General features: G+C 66.5%; 19 protein-coding genes. 11 read left to right on the plus strand and 8 right to left on the minus strand.

Annotated features, from left to right (window positions below; all coding sequences use genetic code 11):
- Window positions 1–13: 13 nt before the first annotated feature.
- The 6 genes from AM586_RS02800 to AM586_RS02825 form a co-directional block, all read right to left on the minus strand.
- The gene (locus tag AM586_RS02800; protein ID WP_047825264.1) at window positions 14–1,162 is read right to left on the minus strand and encodes an ABC transporter ATP-binding protein; all 1,149 of its coding nucleotides are present in this window, start codon (window positions 1,160–1,162) and stop codon (window positions 14–16) included.
- 6 nt (window positions 1,163–1,168) lie between these two features.
- Complete coding sequence (locus tag AM586_RS02805; RefSeq protein WP_047825265.1) at window positions 1,169–2,002, minus strand: carbohydrate ABC transporter permease; 834 nt, start codon at window positions 2,000–2,002, stop codon at window positions 1,169–1,171.
- Window positions 1,999–2,889 carry a carbohydrate ABC transporter permease gene (locus AM586_RS02810; RefSeq protein ID WP_052233970.1) on the minus strand — a complete coding sequence of 297 codons (891 nt, stop codon included), beginning with the start codon at window positions 2,887–2,889 and terminating at the stop codon, window positions 1,999–2,001. Before AM586_RS02810 ends, AM586_RS02805 begins: the two co-directional genes overlap by 4 nt.
- A gap of 27 nt (window positions 2,890–2,916) precedes the next feature.
- Window positions 2,917–4,218: an extracellular solute-binding protein gene (locus tag AM586_RS02815; RefSeq protein ID WP_052233971.1), complete on the minus strand. Its 1,302-nt coding sequence runs from the start codon at window positions 4,216–4,218 to the stop codon at window positions 2,917–2,919.
- Window positions 4,219–4,346: 128 nt separating this feature from the next.
- On the minus strand, window positions 4,347–6,365 hold the full coding sequence (locus AM586_RS02820) for a glycoside hydrolase family 2 TIM barrel-domain containing protein (RefSeq protein ID WP_229411178.1): 2,019 nt from the start codon (window positions 6,363–6,365) through the stop codon (window positions 4,347–4,349).
- 101 nt (window positions 6,366–6,466) lie between these two features.
- The gene (locus tag AM586_RS02825; RefSeq protein ID WP_082439612.1) at window positions 6,467–8,293 is read right to left on the minus strand and encodes a family 43 glycosylhydrolase; all 1,827 of its coding nucleotides are present in this window, start codon (window positions 8,291–8,293) and stop codon (window positions 6,467–6,469) included.
- A 281-nt stretch (window positions 8,294–8,574) separates the two neighbouring features.
- Here AM586_RS02825 and AM586_RS02830 point away from each other — a divergent pair, with 281 nt between their 5' ends.
- The gene (locus tag AM586_RS02830) at window positions 8,575–9,105 is read left to right on the plus strand and encodes a GNAT family N-acetyltransferase (RefSeq protein ID WP_047825267.1); all 531 of its coding nucleotides are present in this window, start codon (window positions 8,575–8,577) and stop codon (window positions 9,103–9,105) included.
- A 130-nt stretch (window positions 9,106–9,235) separates the two neighbouring features.
- On the opposite strand, the gene AM586_RS02835 is transcribed toward AM586_RS02830, so the two are convergent.
- Window positions 9,236–9,862 (minus strand): PEP-CTERM sorting domain-containing protein, encoded by a 627-nt coding sequence (locus AM586_RS02835; RefSeq protein ID WP_047825268.1) that lies wholly within the window; start codon window positions 9,860–9,862, stop codon window positions 9,236–9,238.
- Between the two features lie 302 nt (window positions 9,863–10,164).
- Between AM586_RS02835 and AM586_RS02840 the strand changes: the two genes are divergently transcribed.
- The 6 genes from AM586_RS02840 to AM586_RS02865 all read left to right on the plus strand — a co-directional run bounded on the left by AM586_RS02840 (window position 10,165) and on the right by AM586_RS02865 (window position 13,460).
- The gene (locus AM586_RS02840; RefSeq protein ID WP_162600514.1) at window positions 10,165–10,743 is read left to right on the plus strand and encodes a TlpA disulfide reductase family protein; all 579 of its coding nucleotides are present in this window, start codon (window positions 10,165–10,167) and stop codon (window positions 10,741–10,743) included.
- Window positions 10,744–10,787: 44 nt separating this feature from the next.
- On the plus strand, window positions 10,788–11,912 hold the full coding sequence (locus AM586_RS02845; protein ID WP_047825269.1) for a transglutaminase-like domain-containing protein: 1,125 nt from the start codon (window positions 10,788–10,790) through the stop codon (window positions 11,910–11,912).
- Window positions 11,913–11,917: 5 nt separating this feature from the next.
- Complete coding sequence (locus AM586_RS02850) at window positions 11,918–12,280, plus strand: mercuric transporter MerT family protein (RefSeq protein ID WP_047825270.1); 363 nt, start codon at window positions 11,918–11,920, stop codon at window positions 12,278–12,280.
- Between the two features lie 12 nt (window positions 12,281–12,292).
- The gene (gene merP / locus AM586_RS02855; protein WP_047825421.1) at window positions 12,293–12,580 is read left to right on the plus strand and encodes a mercury resistance system periplasmic binding protein MerP; all 288 of its coding nucleotides are present in this window, start codon (window positions 12,293–12,295) and stop codon (window positions 12,578–12,580) included.
- A 96-nt stretch (window positions 12,581–12,676) separates the two neighbouring features.
- Window positions 12,677–13,078 (plus strand): hypothetical protein, encoded by a 402-nt coding sequence (locus tag AM586_RS02860; protein ID WP_156328216.1) that lies wholly within the window; start codon window positions 12,677–12,679, stop codon window positions 13,076–13,078.
- A 49-nt stretch (window positions 13,079–13,127) separates the two neighbouring features.
- Window positions 13,128–13,460, plus strand: coding sequence for a hypothetical protein (locus AM586_RS02865; RefSeq protein ID WP_047825272.1), 333 nt, complete (start codon window positions 13,128–13,130; stop codon window positions 13,458–13,460).
- Here AM586_RS02865 and AM586_RS02870 read toward each other — a convergent pair.
- A complete protein-coding gene (locus AM586_RS02870; protein ID WP_052233973.1) occupies window positions 13,406–14,242 on the minus strand; it encodes a family 16 glycosylhydrolase in 837 nt (278 codons plus the stop codon). The two genes, AM586_RS02865 and AM586_RS02870, sit on opposite strands and share 55 nt — an antisense overlap.
- A gap of 318 nt (window positions 14,243–14,560) precedes the next feature.
- Between AM586_RS02870 and AM586_RS02875 the strand changes: the two genes are divergently transcribed.
- The 4 genes from AM586_RS02875 to AM586_RS02890 all read left to right on the plus strand — a co-directional run bounded on the left by AM586_RS02875 (window position 14,561) and on the right by AM586_RS02890 (window position 20,919).
- The gene (locus AM586_RS02875) at window positions 14,561–17,521 is read left to right on the plus strand and encodes a TonB-dependent receptor (RefSeq protein ID WP_060566901.1); all 2,961 of its coding nucleotides are present in this window, start codon (window positions 14,561–14,563) and stop codon (window positions 17,519–17,521) included.
- 100 nt (window positions 17,522–17,621) lie between these two features.
- A complete protein-coding gene (locus AM586_RS02880; protein ID WP_047825273.1) occupies window positions 17,622–19,163 on the plus strand; it encodes a tryptophan halogenase family protein in 1,542 nt (513 codons plus the stop codon).
- 21 nt (window positions 19,164–19,184) lie between these two features.
- Window positions 19,185–19,925, plus strand: coding sequence for a SapC family protein (locus tag AM586_RS02885; protein WP_047825274.1), 741 nt, complete (start codon window positions 19,185–19,187; stop codon window positions 19,923–19,925).
- On the plus strand, window positions 19,909–20,919 hold the full coding sequence (locus AM586_RS02890; RefSeq protein ID WP_052233974.1) for a cupin-like domain-containing protein: 1,011 nt from the start codon (window positions 19,909–19,911) through the stop codon (window positions 20,917–20,919). The genes AM586_RS02885 and AM586_RS02890 overlap by 17 nt, the downstream gene beginning before the upstream one ends.
- Window positions 20,920–20,936 lie beyond the last annotated feature (17 nt).

Consider the following 20,936-nt stretch of genomic DNA (forward strand, 5'->3'; position numbering starts at 1 on the left):
TGCCTGCCCATGGTCAGAAGGCCGGCGCCGGCGCCCGGGCGCTGCGCTCGCGCGCAGGCATGGCCGCGCCGTCGGCGCCGAACAGATAGGCGTGCAGCGGGTCGAAGGCCAGCAGTACGCGCGCGCCCACGGCGGGCACGGCCTGGCCGCCGCCGCACTTGACCGCGACCATCTCCGGCGCGCCCTCGACCTGCACATAGGCCAGGATGACGTCGCCGAGGTACTCGACCAGGCTCACCGTAGCCGGGATGCCAGGGCCGCCGCCGCCTCCGGCGCTGTCGTCCGCGCGCAGCAGGCGCAGGTGTTCGGGGCGCACGCCCAGGGTGACCTTCGCCCCGACCGCCGCATCCGCCACATCCGCCGCGACTTCGGCCTGGGCCCCGCCGGCCAGGCGCACGGTGGCGATCGCGCCCTGCTCGCCCACCAGGCTGGCTTCCAGGAAGTTCATGCGCGGCGAGCCGAGGAAGCCGGCGACGAACAGGTTGGCGGGCCGCTCGTACAGTTCGAAGGGCGTCCCCACCTGCTCGATGCGGCCGCCGTTGAAGACCACGATCTTCTGGCCCAGGGTCATGGCCTCGACCTGGTCGTGGGTCACATAGATCATGGTGGTGGCGAGTTCGCGGTGCAGGCGCGCCAGCTCGACGCGGGTCTGGGCGCGCAGGGCCGCGTCGAGGTTCGACAGCGGCTCGTCGAACAGGAAGACCTCGGGCTTGCGCACGATGGCGCGGCCGATCGCGACGCGCTGGCGCTGGCCGCCGGACAGGGCCTTCGGCTTGCGCTCCAGCAGGTGCCCGATCTGCAGGATCTCGGCGGCGCGCCGGACCCGCTCCGCGATCTCGCTTTTCGGGACCTTGGCCAGCTTCAGCGCGAAGCCCATGTTCTCGGCCACCGTCATGTGCGGATACAGCGCATAGCTCTGGAACACCATGGCGATGCCGCGCCGGGACGGGTCCACACCCTTGCTGGGCACCCCGCCGATCTCCAGCTCGCCCTCGGTGACGTCCTCCAGGCCGGCGATGATGCGCAGCAGGGTCGACTTGCCGCAGCCGGACGGGCCGACGAAGACCACGAACTGGCCATCGCCGATGTCCAGGTCGATGCCCTTGATGACGGGATTGTCCCCGTAGTCCTTCCTGATGCCGCGCAGGCGTACCGATGCCATGTTTTTTTATCCTTTCAATCCGCTTGCCGCCAGGAAGCCCTGCGTGACCCGGCGCTGGAAAGCGATGTAGGCCAGCGCCACCGGCATCGCACCCAGCAGCGCCGCCGCCATCAGCTGGGCGTAGCGCACCCCGAAAGCGTCGTAGGTCTGGGTCAGGCCCAGCGGGATGGTCATCATGTCGTTCGAGGTGACGATGATGAAGGGCCACAGGAAGTTGTTCCAGGCGGCGATGAAGCTCACGATCGCCATCGCCCACACGATATTCCCCGAGATCGGCAGGTACACGCTCCACAATACCCGCAGCGGGCCGGCGCCGTCCATCGTCGCGGCTTCGCGGAAGTCGGCCGGGATCTCGTCGAAGAACTGCTTGAACACGTAGATCACGACCGGCGACACCACCTGCGGCAGCACGATGCCGGCATAGCTGTTGATCAGGCCCAGCTGGTTCATGATGCGGAACAGCGGCACCAGCAGCGCCTCGAACGGCAGCAGGAAGGCCAGCATGGCCACCCCGAACAGGATGGTCCGGCCGCGGAAGCGCAGCTGGGAAAAGGCATAGGCCGCCATCAGGCTGACCGCCATCGTCACCACGGTCACCAGCAGCGCCACCAGGAAGCTGTTGAACAGCCAGCGCAGCACATTGCCGGCGCCAAGGGTCCTGGCGAAGGCGTCCAGGGTCCAGTGCCGGGGCAGCCAGTGGAATTCGGCGGACACCGTCTCGAGTTCCGGACGCAGCGCCGTGGAGAATGCCCACAGCAGCGGGGCGGCCCACAATGCGGCCAGCAGCACGGCCGACACGACGCCGACGATGGTCCAGGCCATGCTCGATCTGTTGTTCATGCGTCCCTCCTCGCCAGCCAGCGCACGACCCCGGCCTGCAGCACGGACAGCAGGATCACGATGGTGACGAAAGCCATCGCGATTGCCGCCGCATAGCCGGCGTCGCTCTGCGTGAAGGCGGTCTCGTACATGTAGTGCAGGGTGACCCGGGTCGTGTTGAAGGGCCCGCCCGAGGTCAGGATATAGGTCTGGCCGAACACCTTCAGCGAGGCGATGACCTGCAGGATCAGGGCGGTGGTCGCCACCGGGCGCAGGGCCGGCCAGGTAATCGACCGGAACAGCGTGAGGCCGCGCGCGCCGTCCAGCGCCGCGGCCTCGTAGAGGTCGGCCGGAATGTTGCGCAGGCCGGCCAGGAACAGCAGCATATTGAAGCCGACCGTCCACCAGACGGTGCCGATGGCGACCGCCGGCAGCGCCCAGTAGGGATCCGCCAGCCAGGGGCGGTGGATGCCGAGGATATGGTTGATGACGCCCGAGGATGGCTGCAGCATCCAGTCGGCGATCAGGGTCATCACCGAGATCGGCAGCACGAAGGGCAGGAAGAACACGCCCTGCAGCCAGGCCTGGGCCTTGACAAAGCGGTTCACCAGCAGTGCCATCACCAGCCCCAGCGCGGTCAGCGGGATCACGGTCAGCAGCGCAAAGTAGAAGGTGTTCAGTACCGAGTCCCAGAACGAGGGGTCGTTCAGCAGGGTGTGGTAGTTGGCCAGGCCGACGAAGGCATTGGTGCGGGTCAGGCTGCTCTCCGTGAGGCTCATCCAGAAGGTGACGCCGGCCGGCACCAGGAAGAACAGCAGGAACACGATCACGAAGGGCGCCAGCAGCAGCGTCGCCGGCAGGCCTTCGCGGCGGCTGCTTGCCGGCAGGGCCAGGTCGCTTGGTTTCATCTGGGTCCTTTCATCGCTCTCCTCGTCTCAATAGCGCGGCGGCTGCTTGCGGATCAGGCGCGCGCCTTCCTGCTCGAAGCGCTTGATCGCCTGCGCCGGCGTCATGTAGCCGTACAGCGCCGCCGGCAGGAACTTCGAGGCGATCGCCTCCAGCGGCCCGGCCGCGCCCATGTACCAGCCATCCGGGTCGTAGACCACGTTGTGCGCCGCCGCGGCGTACTGGGCGTTCGGCTGCAGCGCCAGCGCCTCAGGGGATTCCGCCACCGCACGGTAGGCCGGGATATGGCCACCCTCGGCCCAGCCCATCGAATGCCTGCTGACGTAGGCGACGAAGCGCAGGACCGCGTTCACTTTTTGCGGCGATGGCGGACGACCGGCGTTGGCGGGAATCGCAAAGGCGTGCGAATCGGCCCAGGCGCTGGCGTTCGCGTACATCGTCGGCAGCGGCACGATGCCGTATTCGAAGCCGAGGGTGCCGGCCTTCGAGGCCCGCACCAGCTCGGGGACTTCCCAGACGCCGTTCAGCATGAAGGCCGCGCCGCCGCCCATGAACTGGCTGGTCGAGGCCGGGTAGTCGAGGCCGGCCTGGGCATAACCCTTGCGGAACCAGTCGCTGATGCGTGCCAGCGTGGCCTCGCCGGCCGCGCCATAGCTGTACTGGCCGTTGCGGACGATGGCGACGTTCTGCTGCGCCAGCATCGACAGCCACAGGCGCCAGATCGCGAACGAGCTCTGGCTGCTTTCCATGGTCAGGCCGCGCCGGTGGCTGGCTTCGGTGGCGATGCGGAAGGCGTCGGTGAGCGCGTCGACACCCTCGATCGGCTTCAGCCTGCCCTCGGCGTCCAGCAGGCCGGTCGGGCGCAGCAGGGTCTTGTTGTAGTAGAGGACCAAGGGGTGCGTGTCGAGCGGGACCGCCCATGTTTTCCCCTGCCAGCGGGATTTCTCCCACTGGCGCGGCAGGTAGTCGCTGCCCTTCAGGCCGACGGCCGCCAGCTCGGCATCGGAGATCGGGCGCAGCACGCCGCCGCCGGCCAGGTTCACCAGGCGCGACAGGTGCACGGTCGCCACGTCCGGTCCGGCCCCGACCACCGAGGACGTGATCAGCTTCGTATAAAACGGTTCGCCCCATTTCAGGGTAGTGCTCACCACGCGCACCTCGCGCTGGCTGGCGTTGAAGTCATCGACCAGGGCCCGCATGCGCGCGCCGTCGCCGCCGCTGAGCAGCGTCCACATCCTGACTTCCACCTGCGCCCACGCCGGCGCCGGCCCCCAGGCCAGCGACACCAGCAGCGCGACGGCGGCGCCGAGCTTCCACTCTCGTCGCGCCACGTCGTCTCCAATCTCGTTTGCTTGTTATTCTTGTGTCGGAGCGCCGCCCTGGAGCACCTGTCAAAACCCCCTTGGCTGCGTTGCACCGTCTCGCCATGAGGCTTTTGTCAGGCACTCCAGGCTGCCGGTCAGGCCGCCTTGCGCCGCGGACGCAGTCCCGCCGCGCCGCGGCTCCGCCGTTCGAACCGTCCCGGCCCGGCCGGCGGATTCACCGGCGGATCGTCCGGGGCCGGCCTGTCCGGCGTGCTGCCGTTCAAGGCAAGACGCTCACCGGGATAGGCTAACACTTCCGCAACTTCTCCGACGCGCGTCCATTCTATCGGGAAATCCGGTCCGCGCCGAGCCAGCCAGCGTTTCGCGTGCCCGAGCGGGTCCAGGTGCCAGTCGTGCAGGTGGGCGTCCGGGCCGCGGGTGGCCATGGCCAGGGCCTCGACCGGCGCCTTCGGCACCCGGTCTTCGGTCAGCAGGCCGTTCTTTTCGAGGAAGGTGTCGGTGAGCTGGGTATAGCAGAAGCCGGACAGCGGACGGCAGGCGTGGACGGCCGCCATCAGCTGCTGGTAGCGCGCCAGCAGTTCCTTGCCGTCCTTCGCCACCGAATAGCCCCAGCCCTGCTCCTCGCCCGGCTTCATCACGGCGATGCCGCCGAACTCGGACAGGAACAGCGGCTTGCCGATCCCGCTGAAGCCGTCGATGAGGAGGCGGCGCCGGTCGGGCTGCACGTGCTGCAGGGTGTAGGCGACGGCATCGCGGCTGCCGTAGCGCTCGACCAGGATCCGCGGGTCCTGCTCGTAGTCGTGCACGCAGACCAGGTCGCCGCACGGCATCTCCCAACCGTCGTTGCCGACCACCGGCCGGGTGCCGTCCAGCGCCCGGGTCATGTGGTACAGGGCGCGCACGAAGTCGACCTGGCGGCGGTCGTTCATCAGCTCGGGCACGCCCCAGGATTCGTTGGTCGGCACCCAGGCCACGATGCAGGGATGCGAGATGTCGCGCTCGACCAGTTCCTTCCACTCCTCCATCACGCCGTGCACCGTGGCGCTCGAGAAGCCGTAGGCGGAGGGCATCTCGCCCCACACGCACAGGCCCAGCACGTCGCACCAGTAGAGCCAGCGCGGGTCTTCGGACTTCTGGTGCTTGCGCACGCCGTTGAAGCCGAGCCGCTTGATCAGCAGGACGTCGTGGCGAAGCTGGTCGCTGGACGCCACCATCAGGCTGTCCGGCCAGTAGCCCTGGTCGAGCACCATGCGCAGGTAGTAGGGCCGGCTGTTGAGCACGAAGCGGTCGCCCTCCACGCTCACCGTGCGCAGCGCCGTGTAGCTCTGCACGCTGTCGACCAGGTTGCCGTCCGCGCTGCGGATCTCGATCTCGGCGTCGATCAGCTGCGGGCTTTCCGGGCTCCACATCCACAAGGCGCGCGCATCGTCGATGCCGGGATCGGGCAGCTGGAAGATGCGCGACAGGCGCGGCCCGGTCAGCAGGCAGCGGTCGGCCACCAGCAGCTTGTCGCCGAGGCGCAGCGTGACGTTGGCGATGCCGCCGTCCGGCACGTGGGCGACGTCGGCGTCGAGGCGGATCTGCCAGGCGGCGACGTCGGCGGTCCAGCGCAGCTGGCTCACGTGGGCGCGCGGCACCTTCTCGATCCAGACCGTGCGCCAGATGCCGCTGCTGCGCGGGTACCAGATCTTGTGCGGCTCCGGCTCCCAGTCCATCTTGCCGCGCGCCTTGTGCATGTCCTGCGGATCGTCCTCGGCCTGCACCACGATCTCGAGCAGCGAACCGTCGAGGTGCCGGCTGACGTCGATCGAGAACGGGCTGTGGCCGCCGCGGTGCTCGACCGCGAAGCGGCCGTTGACCCAGACGCGGGCGCGGTGGTTGACGGCGCCGAAGTGCAGCATCAGGCGCTCCTCGCGCGAAGGCGCCATCGAGGGATCGAGCTGGATCACGCGCTTGTACCAGACGCGCCGCCGGTAGCCGCGGTCATTCACGCCGCTGGCGCGCGCTTCGGGCGGATACGGGACGACGATGGTGCGGTCCCAGCTGACTTCCGACGGGTCGGCGCATGCCGCCTGGTCGTCGAGCATGGCTTGCCATGGACCGTCGAGGCTGCGCCAGGTGGTGCGCCTGAGTTGGGGGCGGGGGTATTCCACGATGGACTCCTGGTGTTCTTATGAGACCTATTTAATGACCCGCCGTCCATGAAAGCAAGCGCTTTCGCGCTCCGTTACAAACGGTTTCACGCCCTGTATTTTTATGGCGACAGCGCGCTCACGGCGACCCGGATGAAGGTGGCGCGCCGCCCCGCGCCGCCCATCGCGACGAGCCCCAGGCGGGCATCCGGGCCGAGGCGGTGCGTCCAGGTTCCGCCGCCGACCCAGGCGCGTCCGTCCTGGCTCGAATAAGCTCTATAACGTTCCTGCCCCCCCTCCCGGTGGACATCCAGGCGCAGCCAGGTCGTGCGTCCGGGCGTGCCGACCACGGTATTGCCGTAGCGCGGATAATCCTGCTCGACCGGCGAGACCTCCTTCGCGAACTCGACCTGGCGCAGCCCCCCGCGCGCCATCTCGACCAGCTTGACGTAGTTGTCGTCGCCGTTCATCACCACCAGGCCGGCCTGCACCGCGGTGGCGCAGCAGTCTTCGGGCGCATCGAGCCTGAGCTCGGCCTCGATCCGGTAGTCCCCGGCCGGCAGGGCCGCCTGCAGCACGCTGGCGGTGTTGCGGTCGACGTAGAGGTCGGCGTCCTGGGTCGCCAGCACCAGGCCTTGCCTGCCGATCGACCAGTCGCCTTGCGCGCGCGGCCGCAGCCAATGCCAGCGCTTGTTCAAGCCCTTGCCGCGGAAGTCGTCGCGCCACAACGCGCGCACGTGCGGCGCCGCCCGCACCGCCAGCGGATGCGCCTCCGGCTGCGCGCCTTCGACCACCGCCGGCGCCGCCATCGCCTGGTCGCTGGGCGCCAGTCCGCCGCCCGCCACCGGCCAGCCGTCGACCCAGTCGATACGGTCGAGCAGCGCCAGGCGCCGGGTCAGCTTGTCCTTCGCACTGAAGAATGGCTCGTTCACGTCGATGCCGTGGTAGATGGTCCACCACTGCCCCGCGGCGTCGGTGAACACGGTGTTGTGGCCGACCCCGACCCAGCGGTTGCCGTTCTGGCTGAGCAGCGGCGTGCCGCCGGCGCGGCCTTTCGCCATGTCGTTGCCGAAGCGGTCGAGGAACGGGCCTTCGGGCGTGCGCGCGCGGCCGACGTAGACGGCATAGCCGGTCAGCGGACCGTTGCAGCAGTCGGTGGCGGAAGCGAACAGGTACCACCAGCCCTCGTGATGCTTGACCTCGGCCCCCTCGTAGCGGCCGGCGGCGCCGACCAGGGTGGCCCGGCCGACGGCGCGCAGGCCGTCGTCGCCGAGGCGCTGCACGAAAATGCCGCCGCCATAGCTGCCGTAGTACAGGTATTTGCGGCCGCCATCCTCGATCACCTTCGGATCGAAGCTCCAGTGAAAATTGCAGCCGGGCCCGGCACGGCGCGGCATGACGACCGGCGTCGTGCTGGCGCGCCAGGGGCCGACCGGGGATTCCGAGGTCGCGACCCCGATCGCGCTGTCGTTCGCGCAGCCGGGTTCCGGACTATGGGCGTCGACCACGTCGGTGACGGTGAAATACAGGTAGTAGCGGCCGTTCAGGTATTCCGGCTCCGGGGCCCACAGGCCGGAGGTCGGCGCGGCCAGCCCGGCCGGCCGGTCGGAAAAGGCGTCCCGCACGAAGTCCCAGTGCACCAGGTCGGTCGATCGGTAGATCGGGATCATCCGGAAATGCCAGCCGCCGTCCTTGCCGCTGCGTTCGCGCTCCTGCTTGCTGACCGGGTCGCTGGTGCAGTACAGGTACCAGGTCGGGGTATCGGCGCGCGGGTCGCGCAGCACCGCCGGGTCGGCGCAGTTCTGGGCCGGTTCGCCGCTGGCCAGGCGGACGGTCAGGGGGTTGTGGTAGGCGTGGGTGGCAGGGGCCGGGTCGGCGGCCAGCGCCAGCAAGGGAAGGAAGAGCAGCGCTGTGAGCAAGTGCTTTGCCGGGAATCGGAGGTATGGCATGGGGCGTCTCCTCGTGTTTTTGAGGAGGATAGCGAAGTGCCCGGCTGTCTGTTGCACGTTTGAAAACTAGAGCGGACTTTAAAGGCAGGCGCCAGAGTGCGATTCAAAGCCCACACAATCATATTTGGAAAACAGGTTGGTGACGCCTTCATTGCTCTATAGGCAATAAGGTCATACACTGAGCCGTTCCAAGCGTTTACTATCGGCCAGAAATCGGACCTTCGCGAAGACGCGCCCGCAAAGTGAGGTCCTGTCCGGCACCAGTACGAGGACTCCAGTTCATGAATAGCGAATTCATCACCTCTGTTCCCTACCTTCACACGGAACGCCTCACGCTTCGTGAATATCGACGGGAGGACTTTGGCGAATTCGCAGCGCATTGCGCCGACCCGGTAAGCTCGGCGCACCTGGTCCCGGCCGACCGCCATGCCGCATGGCGCATCTTCTGTTCACAAGCAGGACTATGGCTCATACATGGCGCTGGTTGGTGGGCTGTCCAGGAAAAGGAAACCGGTCAGCTCGTCGGGAATGTCGGCGCATTCTTCCGCGAGGGATCCACTGTGATGGAGCTCGGCTGGAATACCTATCGTGCCTTCTGGGGCCAGGGATTCGCGAACGAAGCGGCGGCAGCAGCCTTGCACCATGCGCTCGAGATCCGGCGCGAAGCAAAAGTTCGGGCTCTCATCGCTTCGGCCAATGAATCATCGCTGCGCGTTGCCAGGCGTCTTGGCCTGGCATATGAGGCAGAAACTGAGATCTACGGCAACGCGGTCGGCATTTATACGCGTGCGCGCGAAAGCTCGCTTGTTTAGGCCCGCAAGACAGCACGGGAAGCTCTTTGCCAGACCGCCATGGGGCCGATACCAGCGTTTCATGGTGTAGGCAGGCACCAAGTAAAAAAGCCACCTCATGGGTGGCTTGTGTCGATTGCGGCCGTCAGGCTCATGCGGCTGAGGCGGCGGATTTGCGACGTCGGGCGAGTGCCGCGCCGAGCACGCCAATTCCCATCAGTCCCAGCACCGACGGTTCAGGGACGTCTGCCGAGGCAGATTGGCCGGCGGTGACGTTATCGATCAGCATGTATATCTGGTTTTGGCTCAACGTGAACGAGTTACGCGCATCGCTGTACACCAGGCCGAAGAACCCGCTGGTGGTGGGCGACTCCACGCCGTCGATACTGGCATTAACCGGATCGTAATAGCGCGGGCTGGAGAAATCGAAACCGAAACCATTGACCGCGCTGGCAAAGGTGAAGGTTACCGGGCTTTCACGATAGGTCAACAAATAAGAATTGTCGAAGCCAAGCGAGCTGTTATCGCCGCAGCTGGGGTCGCTATTCGTGCAGCCATAGGCGCCAGTGGTCGTGTACTGGTACCCTGGACGTTGGAAGCTACCGTAATGGTATTGCAGAGGTACGTTATCAAGATTATCGACCGTGACGCCACTCAGCGCCGCTTCAAAACTTGTGCGATCGGTAAATACCTGAACGGAAGCGGCATGGGCCATCGGTGCAGACAAGAGGATACCAAGTGACACGGTACTGATCAAAGCAGCGTTACGGAGATTCATTTAAAAACTCCTTTCGGTGATGGTCCTCAACACTAAGCAAGCCCCATGCCAGAATTCCAACTAGAAATAATATTTTTAAAAATCAATAAGTTATCATTTGGCAATCTATTATTTCAGTTTAACACCATTGCAGCATGTAAAGTTTCTCGACAGATGCAGCAGGTATTGCTCAGCAATTCCAATCGGACAAAACCATTTGCGTTTGGCCTGGATCGCCGGGCAGGCCCAATGGTTCACGCTGTCCACTGCAGAGCCAAGGTGGGATGGTCGCAGCGACACGCAGCAACGACCACTCTGGTATCATGACGGCCTTTACCCCAGCCGGGCCGACGACGACGACGACGATGCAGACCAGGATTTCACGCAGCTTCCTCCCGGTTATCTTCAGCCTGCTGGCCTGCATGACGGCAGGGATGGCGGCGGCTGCCGATGCGGCACTGAAGCCCTGGCCGGCGAAACAGGCGACGCCGGCATTGCGCCTCGCCGGCCTGGACGGCAGGGACTGGGACCTGTCCCGCCTGCGCGGCAAGGTGGTGGTGGTGAATTTCTGGGCCAGCTGGTGCGCGCCCTGCGTCGAGGAGCTGCCGGTGCTGAACGCGCTGGCCCGCCAGGCGCCGTCGATGGTGGCCGTGGTCGGCGTGAACTACAAGGAGCCGCTCGACACCATCGAGCGCTTTTCGGCCGCCCACCCATTCGCCTACCCCGTGCTGCGCGACCGTTCCGGCGAGATGTTCAAGGCCTGGACCGCCGGCGTGATGCCGACCACGATCCTGGTCGACCGCCAGGGCCGCGCGCGCTGGCGCAGCGTGGGTGAGCTCGGCGCGGACGATACGCGGCTGAAGGCCGCGATCGACGCCCTGCTGGCCGAGCAGGCCGAATAAGCAAGAATACGAACAAACAAGACCACCTGACTAGGAAGACGATCATGGAAGACACCAAACCGACGAACCGCCGCGCCCTCCTGAAAGCCGCCACCGGCGCCCTGCTGGCCGGCGCCCTGCCGCGCACCCTGCTGGCCCAGGACAAGACCGCGCAAGCCGAGCACCACTTCGACCCGCGTCCGGGCGACTGGAAGAGCTACGAGGTGGTGACGCGCGTGAACCTGCAGCGCGCGTCCGGCCCGTCGACGGTCTGGGTGCCGCTGCCGGTCGTCGACACAGACTGGCAGCGTACGCTGTCGAACAACTGGTCGGGCAATGCGAAATCGATGCGCGTCGGCGCCGATCCGCGCTATGGCGCGCGCTTCCTGGTCGCCGAATTCGACGGCAGCGCGCCGCCCGTGCTGGAAGTGGTCTCGCGCGTGCAGACCCGCGACCGCGCCGAGAACTGGAAGACCCGTACGCTGGGCGGCGAGTCCGCCGAAGACCTGAAGCTGTGGATGCAGCCGACCGACCTGATGCCGCTCGACGGCATCGTCAAGAAGACGGCGCTGCAGATCACCTCGGGCGCGCGCACCGACGAAGAGAAGGTCCAGCGCATCTACGACTGGATCGTGCTGAACACCTTCCGCGAGCCGAAGGTGCGCGGCTGCGGCACCGGCGACATCAAGACCATGCTGGAGACCGGCAACTTCGGCGGCAAGTGCGCCGACCTGAACGGCCTGCTGGTCGGCCTGTCCCGCGCCGCCGGCGTGCCGGCCCGCGATGTCTACGGCATCCGCCTGGCGCCGAGCGCCTTCGGCTACCGCGTCCTCGGCGGCAAGCCCGCCGCCTTGCAGGGCGCCCAGCACTGCCGCGCCGAGGTCTACCTGAAGCAGCACGGCTGGGTCGCCATGGACCCGGCCGACGTCACCAAGGTGATGCGCGAGGAAACGCCGAACTGGATCAAGGACCCGGACGCGCCGCTGGTCGCGCCGGTCAAGCAGGCCCTGTTCGGCGGCTGGGAAGGCAACTGGATGGGCTATAACTTCGCCCACGACGTGCGCCTGCCCGGCTCCCACGCGGGCAAGGTCGGCTTCCTGATGTATCCGCAGGCCGAAAGCCGCGGCGAGGCCTACGATTCGCTGGCGCCGGACAGCTTCGCCTACACCATCACCGCACGCGCGATCTGAGCCCCATGCAGGACACCGGCGCACCCTCCGCGCGCAAGGCAGGCGGCCTGATCGCGTTTGCCTTGCTGGCCTCGATCCTCGCCTCCACCTGCTGCGTGCTGCCGCTGGTGCTGGTGCTGGTCGGGATCACCGGCGCATGGATGGTGCACCTGACCGCACTGAAGCCCTTGACGCCCTACGCCATCGCGCTGACCGCCGGCGCGCTCGGCTGGGCCGGCTGGCTGCTGTTCCGGCCGGCGGCGGTGTGCGCGATCGACGACCCCGCGTGCGCCACCACCCGCCCCGCCATGCGCAAGCTGTTCGTCGGCTGCGCCGTGTTCATCGCCCTGCTGCTCGGCTTCCCGCTGATCGCACCGTTGTTTTATTGAGAGTCCATGACCATGAAAACGCTGAACGCCATTTCCCTGATCGCCCTCGCCTGCGCCGCGCCCCTCGCGCTGGCCAAGCAGCAGACCGTCAAGCTGAACGTGCCGACCATGGACTGCGCCACCTGCCCGATCACGATCAAGGCCGCCCTGGTCAAGGTGCCGGGCGTCGCCAAGGTCCAGGTCAGCTATGAAAAGCGCGAAGCCGTGATCGTCTACGACGACGCCCAGGCCAGCGTGGCCGACCTCAAGAAGGCGACCGAGGACGTCGGCTACCCGTCCATGCTGAAGACTGCGCGCTAGAGCAAAAAGCTGATTGCGGGAAAGGAATGTTCCCGCCGTAATAGTTTGGAACAATTTCGTTCCGTGCGCGACCATATGCAGGATTACGATTCCTGCATGAACTTTACTTTTTCATCACCCGACGTCGGTAGCTGCGCAGTCAAGCTGTGGGCCAGTGGACGCTATGGCTTCTCGCTGCCGAAGAAAGTCGACATCGCCGCCGCCAACGGCGACACCGTTACCTTCCTGTACTTCAATACCAAGGTCCGGCTCAGCGCCGAACTCAGTAACCGCGCCATCGTGAAGATCGCCATCGCCCAGTTCCTGGCGGGCGCCGGACGCGATGGCGAGCCGGTCGAGATCGACCACGCTACCCCGCCCTACGAAGGCGAACTCACCCCGGTGCGCTCGACGACGCCGCGTGCACCGCTGCGGGTGCGCCCGGGAAAGCTGCATGCCCGCGCGCGGCCCGAACTTGCGGCCGTGCTGCAGGGCGAGCCAGCCAGGGCCGACCAATAACGAGGACGAGACCGCCATGCGCCATCAGTTCACTCCCGGACAGCTTCGCATGCTCATCCAGCGCGCGGAAACCCAGTTCGAACATACCATCAGCCAGTCGCTGGCCCTGGATCCCGCCGGCAAGCACATCGCGCGCGCCTCGCACGCGGCCGTACACGAGACCGTGGTCAGCCTGATCAAGCTGTTCCGCGACCAGATCCCCGGCGGAGCCGAGGCCGCGACCCAGCTCGCCCGCATGTACGCCAAGGGCGCGGACGCCAACGCCGGCGTGCCGACCCTGGAATGCCTGCGCGCCATCGCCCGGCTCACGCGCGAGGCGCGCGAGCGTTACTTGCCTGCGCCCGTGCCCGCGCCTTGCGGGGAGGAGCTTGCGCGGCGGTAGACCCGCACGTAGTCGACCAGCATGCGCTGCGGGAAGGTGGTGCCGGCGTCCGGATTGCCGGGCCAGTCGCCGCCCACGGCCAGGTTCAGGATCACGAAGAAGGGGTGCTCGAACACCCAGTCGCCCTTGACCAGGTCGGGGCGCGCAGTGTGATACAGGATGCCGTCGCGGTACCAGCGGATCTCGCGCGGCTCCCACTCCACGGCGTAGACGTGGAAATCGTCGGCGAAGGCGCCTGACGCCAGCGACGACGGCTCGCCGAAGCCCCGGTCGCCCGAGTAGCCCGGCCCGTGGATGGTGCCGTGCACGGTGGCCGGTTCCTTGCCGATATTCTCCATGATGTCGATCTCGCCGCAGCGTGGCCAGCCGGTGCTCTCGCAGTCGGCGCCCAGCAGCCAGAAAGCCGGCCAGATCCCCTGCCCGCGCGGAATCCGGATGCGCGCCTCGTAACGTCCGTGAGTGCGTTCCTTCAGGCCGGCCGTCTTGATCCGGGCCGAAGTGTATTTCTTCCCTTCCCAATCTTCGCGCCGCGCCTCGATCACCAGATTGCCGCCGCTGACGCGCACGTTCTCGGGTCGCGCCGTGTAGAACTGGAGCTCATGGTTGCCGAAGCCGTGGCCGCCGAGCTCCTCGACCCACTTGCCATGGTCGAGTGCCGGGCCGTCGAATTCGTCACTCCAGTCGAGCACCCAGCCCGGCGGCTGGGTCGATGCGGTCTGCGCCAACGCGCCGCCGCATGCCAGCGCCAGCGCCGCGGCGCCGATCAGGGTGCGGATCTTCATATGTCGTCTCCCATTCCTTGCGTATTTGCGGGTGTATCTGGAAACGTTCCCAGAACGACGGCGACTTTAACATTTTGCAAAAAACCATGTCAAACACGGCCGCGCTTCCTCACCGAGCCCGGGGGGCCCGCAGGCAGTGTTGCGTCCGCCCCGCGCTTCTTGCGAAAAGCAGAATAACCCGTTGACAATTTTTTTTGGTGAACATAAGATTCAGACAACTGATATGGAAACGTTTCCAAACGGTTCCAGATGAGTTAAAACCGGGTGCAAAAGCGGTGACGTGCCAAACGATTACACAAAGAACAACAGAGGAGACCTATGCATTACCCCAAGGCAAACCAAAAACTGATCTGCCTGGCCGTCGCCGGCGCCTGCGCGGCGTTTGTCGCACCGGGCTACGCCCAGGATCAGACCAGCAACCCGACCGCCGATGCCCCGGCGCAGGACGGCGCCGTACAGACCGTCGTCGTGAGCGGCATCCGCCAGTCGATGGCCTCGTCGCTCAACCTGAAGCGCAACTCGGATGGTATCGTCGACGGCATCGTTGCCGAAGACATGGGCAAGTTCCCGGATACCAACCTGGCCGAGTCGCTGCAGCGCATCTCGGGCGTGTCGATCGACCGCAGCAACGGTGAAGGCCAGAAGGTCACCGTGCGCGGCATCGGCCCCGACTTCAACATGGTGCTGCTGAACGGCCGCCAGATGCCGACCTCGAACCTCGGCGACCTGAACGGCCGCGCCTTCGACTTCTCGAACCTGGCTTCGGAAGCGATCTCGCAACTGCAGGTCTACAAGACCAGCCGCGCCGAAACCCCGACCGGCGGCATCGGCGCCACCATCAACGTCATCACCGCGCGTCCGCTGGACCGCCTGGGCACCTACTCGAGCATCGGCGTCAAGGCCGTGCACGACCGCTCGAACGAGAACCTGCCGGGGGATGACAAGGCCAGCAATTCCACCACGCCGGAATTCTCGGGCATCTACACCACCACCAGCAAGGACGGCAAATGGGGCCTGGGCATCAGCGCCAGCTACCAGGAGCGCAACTCGGGCTACAACCAGGCGTCCGTCTCGAGCGGCTGGAAAGGCCCGTTCCGCGGCGATGAGCAGACCTGGGGCGCGATCCCGGCCACCGGCGCCACCAACCATCCGAAGCCGACCGATGTCTACCTGGTGCCGCAGAACCTGAACTACAGCTTCACCGGCGTCAAGCGCCAGCGCACCAACGGCCAGCTGACCCTGCAGTTTGCCCCGGTCAAGGAACTGGTCACCACCCTGGACTACACCTACTCCGAGAACAAGCTGCAGACCAAGCGCAACGATGTCTCGGCCTGGTTCAACTTCGGTCCGTCGACCTCGAGCTGGACCAACGGCCCGATCGCCGCGCCGCTGGTATATACCGAGCAAATCCCGGCCGGTAACAGCGACGTCGCCATGGGCGGCGGCAACTTCGCCACCAAGACCGACAACAAGTCGCTCGGCTTCAACGCCCAGTACCGCGCCACCAACGACCTGAAGCTGGAATTCGACGCCCACCACTCGACCGCCGAGTCGATGGCCGACAGCCCCTACGGCTCCTTCAACGTCCTCGGCACCGCGAGCTTCTCGCGCGGCGACACCTCGGCCGACTTCTCGAAGGACTTCCCGGTACTGAGCATCGCCGGCGCCGACTACAATAAAGCGCCGCAGCAGGTGACCGGCTCGAACTTCCAGAACGGCTACATGAAGGGCAAGATCGACCAGGTCCAGCTCAAGGGCCGCCTGCGCATGCTGGAAACGTCGAACCTGAACTTCGGCCTCGGCTCGATCAAGGTCGACAACCGCTCGGCCCTGTCGAACAACCAGCGCGACACCTGGGGCGGCGCCACCAAGGCGTCCGACTATCCGGCCAGCCTGTGGCACGCGGCCGACCTGCGCGGCTACTTCGACCAGATCGACGGCAGCGGCAACCCGAACCTGTTCACGAACTTCCGGACCTTCAATTTCAACGAGGTGCGCGAGGCGGCCGCCAAGGCCTCCGGCCTGCCGGACCTGTACCGCGCGAAGACCGCGTTCGACACCGACCAGCGCACCAAGGAAGAGACCAAGAACCTCTACCTGCAGCTGAACACGGACTGGGATACCGCGATGCCGATGCACACCGCGATCGGCGTGCGCTACGAGAAGACCGACGTCACCTCGACCGCGCTGGTGCCTGCCGCGACGACGATCAGCTGGGTGTCCGCCAACGAGTTCCCGGTGAACTTCGGCGCGCCGACCTTCACCACGCTGACCGGCAAATACCACAACCTGCTGCCGAGCGTCGACTGGGACATGGACGTCACGCCCGACATGAAGGTGCGCGCGAGCTACGGCGAGACCATCGGCCGTCCGCGCTACGACCAGATCGCCGGCGGCCAGATCCTGAATACCCTGGCCCGCATCGAAGGCGGCACCGGCTCCCAGGGCAACCCGGGCCTGAAGCCGGTCAAGTCGAAGAACCTCGACCTGTCCTTCGAGTGGTACTACGCCAAGCAGAGCTTCGCCTCGGTGAACGCGTTCTACAAGGACCTGGACAACTACGCCGGCCAGTCGCAGGTCATCGCCCAGCCCTTCAACCTGCACACCCCGGTCGGCGGCGCGCTGTGGAACGAGGCGCTGGCAAATGGCTGCACCACCGGCGACACGGTCTGCATCCGCAACTACATCTTCCGCAATCACCCGACCGCACCGGGCGTGACGCGCGGCCCGGATGACGGCACCGGCAACGCCACCGGCACCATCGTCGGCCAGGCCAACGACCCGGTCGCCAACTTCCGGATCACCTCCTTCTCGAACCAGAAGAAGGCAAGCCTGAACGGCCTGGAATTCAACGTCCAGCACATGTTCGCGAACAGCGGCTTCGGCGTGTCCGCCAACTACACCTACGTCCACTCGGGCCTGCGCTACGACAACAAGTCGGTCGGCGAACAGTTCGCGCTGGTCGGCCTGTCGAACTCGTACAACGTGGTCGGCATCTTCGAGAACGACAAGTGGAGCAGCCGCCTCGCCTACAACTGGCGCGGCGAATTCCTGGCCTCGACCTTCGACTCGGCCGGTCCGAACCCGATCTACGTCGAGCCTTACGGCCAGCTGGACCTGAGCGTGGGCTACAACGTCACGCCGAAGCTGAGCGTGCAGTTCGAGGCGATCAACCTGACCAACGAGACGTCCCGCAGCCACGGCCGCGCCAAGGAAATGGCCGAGTACGTGACGCAGACCGGCGCGCGCTACATGCTGGGCGCACGCTACAAGTTCTGATCGGTTCGCAACGGTCTTGAACAGGCACGGCCGGGGTTGACTCGGCCGTGCTTTTTTCGGGTAGACTCAGGCAGCCAGGATTTGTCGTATGGAAAATAATATGAGTGAGGCGATCAAGCACATCGTGATCGTTGGCGGCGGCTCCGCCGGCTGGCTGGTGGCTGGCGTACTGGCTGCCGAACATCCGCTGCGCGTGACCCTGGTCGAGTCCCCGGCGGTGCCCGCCATCGGCGTCGGCGAAGGCACCTGGCCGTCGATGCGCGATACCCTGCACCGCATCGGCGTGTCCGAATCCGATTTCTTCCGCGAGTGCGACGCCTCGTTCAAGCAGGGCTCGCGCTTCGACGGCTGGCGTACCGGCAAGCTCGACGGCGCCGCCGGCGACTACTATTTCCACCCCTTCGTCCTGCCCCAGGGCCATGGCGAGGCCAACCTGGCCGGCGCCTGGCGGCAGTCGCACCCTGACGTTCCCTTCGCCGACCTGGTCAGCTTCCAGCCGCACCTGTGCGTGCACGGACGCGCCCCCAAGCAGGCCGCCACGCCGGAATTCGCGGCGGTCGCCAACTACGGCTACCACCTCGACGCCGGCAAGTTCGGCGTCTTCCTGCGCGACCACTGCGTGACCAAGCTGGGCGTGCGGCATGTGGTCGACCACGTCGAGGCCATCCGCCCGCACCCGGACGGCGATATCGGGGCGCTGGTCCTGCACGGCGGCGGCGTGGTCGAGGGAGACCTGTTCGTCGACTGCACCGGCATGCAGTCCCTCCTGCTCGGCAAGCACTACGGCGTGCCCCTGCTGCACCAGCGCCACGTGCTGTTCAACGACAGCGCGCTGGCCGTGCAGGTCCCGTATGCGAGCGGGGATGCGCCGATCGCCTCGCAGACCACCTCCACGGCGCAGCCGAACGGCTGGATCTGGGACATCGGCCTGCCCGGCCGGCGCGGCATCGGCCACGTGTATTCCAGCGCGCATTCCAGCGACGACGAGGCCGAGCGCCAGCTGCGCGCCTATGTGGCGGCGACCGGCGGCCCGGCGGACATGCCTTCGCCGCGCAAACTGAGCTTCGAACCCGGCTACCGCGAGCGCTTCTGGCACCGTAACGTGGTCGCGATCGGCTTATCAAGCGGCTTCATCGAACCGCTGGAAGCGTCGGCCCTGGCCCTGGTCGAGCTGTCGGCCGCCTGGCTGGCCGACGACATGCCGGCCACGCGCGCCCAGATGGATACCGTTGCAAGCCGCTTCAACGAAGCCTTCACCTACCGCTGGCAGCGGGTGATCGACTTCCTCAAGCTGCACTACGTGCTGTCGAAGCGCAGCGATACCGCTTACTGGATCGAGCACCGCGCGGCGGCCTCGATTCCCGACCGGCTGCAGGCACTGCTGCAGCTATGGCGCACGCGCCCGCCCTCGCGCCGCGATTTTTCGCGCATCGAGGAAGTGTTCCCGTCCGCGAGCTGGCAGTACATCCTGTACGGGATGGGCTTCGCGACGGAGACGGCGCCGCGAGCCTCGGACCGTCCCGACCTGGCCGACGGCTTTTTCCGCGAGGCCGCCCGCCTGACCGCACGCATGCTGCCGGCCCTGCCTTCGAACCGCGAACTGCTCGACCATATCCGCCAGCATGGCCTGCAGCGCATTTAAAACCGATAAACAAGAGACACCATGCCCAATCACGCCCTCCTGAACAACATCGAACACAAGCAGCTGCGCATCGTCACCGCGCGCGGCGCGGCCTATGGCGACGCAGTCATGTCGGCCCTCACCTTCCCGGCCGAGTTCCGCGAGCTGCAGGCTCACTATCCGATCGTGTTCGCGAAGAACCACGACGGGACCGGCTTCGACCCGATCGCGCTGTTCGGCTTCCAGCAGGGCGAGAACCTGTTCCTGGACGGCGGCCGCAGCGGCAATGGAAGCGCCTGGGACGCCCCCTACATTCCGCTGACCGTCGAGCGCCAGCCCTTCCTCATCGGACGCCCGGCGGACGGTGCGGAAGACGAACTGATGATCCACGTCGACCTCGACAGCCCGCGCGTCAGCACCAGTGAAGGCGAGCCGCTGTTCCTGTCCTACGGCGGCAGCAGCGAATACCTGGAGCGCATCAGCCGCGTGCTGCGTTCGATCCACGACGGCCTGGAGACCTCGAAAGGCTTCATTGAAGCCCTGCTGCGCCTCGAGCTGCTGGAATCCTTCGTGCTCGACATCGAACTCGACGACGGCTCGCAGAACCGCCTTGCCGGTTTCTACACGATCCACGAAGAGCGCCTGGCCGCGCTGAAGCCCGAGCAGCTCGGATGGCTGCACGAAGTCGGCTACCTGCAGGCGATCTACATGGCGGTGGCCTCGCTGTCGCAGTTCCGCGGGCTGATCGAACGGAAGAATCGCGCCAATGCTGCGCATCGATAAGCGGATCCGGGAGCTGGACGTCCGCGGGCCAGGCCTGCCGGACGAGCTCCTGCGCGCCACCGAACCCTACATCGTTCGCGGCCTGGCCGCGCACTGGCCGCTGGTCGAGGCCGCGCGCAGCTCCATCGACGCCGCCGACGCCTACCTGCGCCGCTTCTACCGCGACGCCACCGTCGGCGCCATGCTCGGCAAGCCGGAGATCGAAGGACGCTTCTTCTACAACCAGGACCTGACCGGTTTCAACTACTACTCGGCGCGTGCGCGGCTGGACGCCGTGCTCGACGAGATGAAAGGCTACCGGAACAAGCCGCGTCCGGCCGCGATCTACGTCGGCTCGACCACCATCGACACCGCCCTGCCCGGCCTGCGCGCGGAAAACGACATCGACCTCGGTGGGCGCGACGCCCTGGCCAGCATCTGGATCGGCAACCAGACCCGGATCGCCGCCCACTACGACCTGCCGGACAACCTGGCGGTGGTGGCGGCCGGACGCCGGCGCTTCACGCTGTTCCCGCCCGACCAGCTGGCGAACCTCTACGTCGGCCCGCTCGACTTCAACCCGGCCGGCCAGGCCATCAGCCTGGTCGACTTCGCCGCGCCGGACTACCAGCGCTTCCCGCGCTTTCGCGACGCCTTGCAGCACGCCCAGGTGGGCGAACTGGAACCGGGGGACGCCATCTTCATCCCGTCGATGTGGTGGCACCACGTGGAGGCCCTGAGCGCCTTCAACGTGCTGGTGAACTACTGGTGGCGCCAGTCGCCGGACTACATGGATACGCCGACGAATGCGCTGATGCTGGCCCTGCTGACCATGCGCGAGCTGCCGCCGGAGCAGCGGCGCGCCTGGCAGGAGGTGTTCCGCCACTACATCTTCGAGCCCGGCGAGGAAAGCGTGGCGCACCTGCCGCCGCACGCGCGCCATGCGCTGGCGCCGCTCGACGAAGACCGCGCGCGGGCCTTGCGCGGCACGCTGCTCAAGCGGATCAACCGATAAGAACCAGGGAGGAGACA

The organism is Massilia sp. WG5 (genome assembly GCF_001412595.2).
Lineage (GTDB): Bacteria > Pseudomonadota > Gammaproteobacteria > Burkholderiales > Burkholderiaceae_D > Telluria.